The sequence below is a fragment of the Streptomyces sp. genome, from assembly GCF_019510245.1.
Classification (GTDB): Bacteria; Actinomycetota; Actinomycetes; order Streptomycetales; family Streptomycetaceae; genus Streptomyces.
The window spans coordinates 1-2425 of record NZ_JAEKKT010000422.1; the positions used below are offsets into that span (position 1 = coordinate 1).

A 2425-nucleotide genomic window follows, 5' to 3' on the forward strand; every position below is an offset into this window, starting at 1 on the left:
GGCGGGCGCCGACGCGGTGATCCTCGACCTGGAGGACGCGGTGCCCGCCGCCGGCAAGCTCGCCGCCCGCGCCCAGGTGGCCGACGCCCTCGCCCAGGCCGCCACCGAACCCGCCGGTCAGGCGGGACCCATGGCAATGTTCGTCCGTGTCAACCCGCTGGACGGCTGGGCGGGGGCCGAGGAACTGCGGGCGGTCGTACGGCCCGGGCTCGCCGGCGTCGTGCTCCCCAAGGTCGGCTCAGTCGAGGACGTGAGGCTCGCCGACCGGCTGCTGGGCTGGTGCGAACAGGAACAGGGCCTGCCGCCGGGGCAGGTCGCCCTGGTGCCCCTGCTGGAGACGGCACGTGGCCTGCGCGAGGCCTACGACATCGCCCGAGCCGCCTCCCGCATCGCCTACTTGGGCGCACTCACCGCCCCCGGAGGCGACGTGGAACGCGCCGTCGGCTACCGCTGGAGCCCCGAGGGAACCGAAACGCTGCCCCTGCGTTCCCGCGTGCTGCTGGACGCCAGGGCAGCCGGAGTACCGCGCCCGGTCAGCGGATTGTGGACGCGCATCACCGACCTGCCGGGGCTGCGCGCCTTCGCCGAACAGAACCGCTCCCTCGGCTACGAAGGGATGATGGCGATCCACCCTTCCCATGTCCCGGTGATCAACGAGGTGTTCTCCCCCGGCCCCGACGAACTCGCCCGCTGCGCAGAGCTGATCGCGGCGGTCGAGGCGGCACAGCGGGAGGGGACGGGCGCGGTGGCGTTCCACGGTGAGATGGTCGACGAGGCCATGGCCGCCACGGCACGTCTTGTCCTCGAACGACACCGAAGCGCTGGTTCGCGCGGCTGAGGAAACTGCCGCCGTCCGCCCCGTGATGGCCCGCAACTGCCGCAGCCACAAGGGCCGTTGTCAGTGCCTCCCGATAAAATGAGGACATCATTCGGGGAGCCTCGGAGGGGGAACACAAACGTGTCCGCACACAGGATCCAGCACAAGGTGAATCACGTCGCGCTGGTAGTGGACTGTTCGGGTTCGATGCGTCCGCACCAGAGTCAGCTCATTCAGGTCGTGGACGAGTTCGTGGCGGGACTGAAGGCGGAGTCGGACAGCCTCGGCCACGAGACACGGATCAGCCTCTATTCCTTCGATCACAGGGTGGAGAACCTGGTCTGGGACATGGACGTGAAGCATCTGCCGTCCATGCGGGGGCTGTACCAGGTCAACAATGGCGCTACGGCCCTCATAGAGGCTTCTCTGAAGTCCCTGGACGACCTGGGCCATATCTGGGAGGAATACGGCGAGCACAGCTTCCTCCAGATCGTCGTCACGGACGGTGAGGAGAACGCCTCCGGCGGCGACCGGCGGCACGACGGGGACATGACCATCCTCGGTCCCTGGCTCAACAGGATCACGGCGAAGATGCGCGGGCTTCCGGGCCACTGGACCTCCGCGATCCTCGTCCCGAACTCGCTGGCCAAGCGCACCGCCCAGAACTACGGTTTCCCGGCCGGCAACATCGCCATCTGGGATGCGGACTCCCAGAAGGGCGTCGAGGAGGCGATCGGCACCGTGCGCGCCGCCGCCACCAGCTTCCTCCGCGGGCGGGAGCAGGGGGTGCGCGGCACGAAGAACCTGTTCGCCGTCGGCCAGGACATATCGGTCGACGACGTGCGGGCGAACCTCGAACCGATTCCGGCCGACAAATACCGTCTCCTGAAAGTCGACAAGGAGGTCGAGATTCGCTCCTTCGTCAACTCGCATCCGGGCGTGACGTACGAACGTGGCTCCTGTTACTACCAGCTGGGCGCCCGGGCTCAGGTTCAGCAGAACAAGGAAGTCATCGTGGTCGAAAAGGACACCGACCGCGCCTATACCGGCGACGCGGCACGCAGCCTTTTGTTCGGTACGGATGTCCAGGGAACCGTCTCCGTGAAGGCGGGGAACAATCCCAAGTTGGAGGTCTACGTACAGAGTCGTTCGGTGAACAGGAAACTCAAGCCGAAGACGCGTCTGCTCATCATGATCTGAATTCGATGAGCCGAGCGCGGCCCATCCGGTTGTACACCGGATGGGCCGCCTACCGGGTTTCCGAGGTGCGCCGGGTCGTCAGTCCGTCGAGTCGAAATCGGCCTTCCGCCAGCGGGCGCGGAGGCTGAACGCCGCGCTCTTCGGGCGGCGTTCACGGGTGAACACGCCCTTCTTGTTGCCGTCGACACGGAAGACGCCGGGCGCGGTGGCGAAGTCGGCGAAGTTCCAGACCTGCTCGCCGACGACCGCGTCGACGCGGTCGAACACCCGGTGGTACACGTCGAGCAGCTCGGTCTGGTACTCCTCGGTCCACGGGCTGGGTACGACGCCGCGCAGTCCGGGGTAGGCGTCCGATCCGTACTCGGTGATGACGATGGGCTTGTCGTTCTCGGCCCACTGCCGCAGTTC

General features: G+C 67.2%; 3 protein-coding genes. 2 read left to right on the top strand and 1 reads right to left on the bottom strand.

The annotated features are described in order from the left end of the window. A partial coding sequence (locus JF597_RS53285; protein WP_294014225.1) for a CoA ester lyase occupies nt 1–838 on the top strand: 838 nt, incomplete at its 5' end. Nucleotides 839–958: 120 nt separating this feature from the next. Further along, nucleotides 959–2017, top strand: coding sequence for a vWA domain-containing protein (locus tag JF597_RS53290; protein ID WP_294014226.1), 1059 nt, complete (start codon nt 959–961; stop codon nt 2015–2017). 78 nt (nt 2018–2095) lie between these two features. Here the strand turns inward: JF597_RS53290 and JF597_RS53295 are convergent. Continuing rightward, nucleotides 2096–2425 (bottom strand): glycoside hydrolase family 2 TIM barrel-domain containing protein (locus tag JF597_RS53295; RefSeq protein WP_294014228.1); only part of this gene is annotated, 330 nt, incomplete at its 5' end.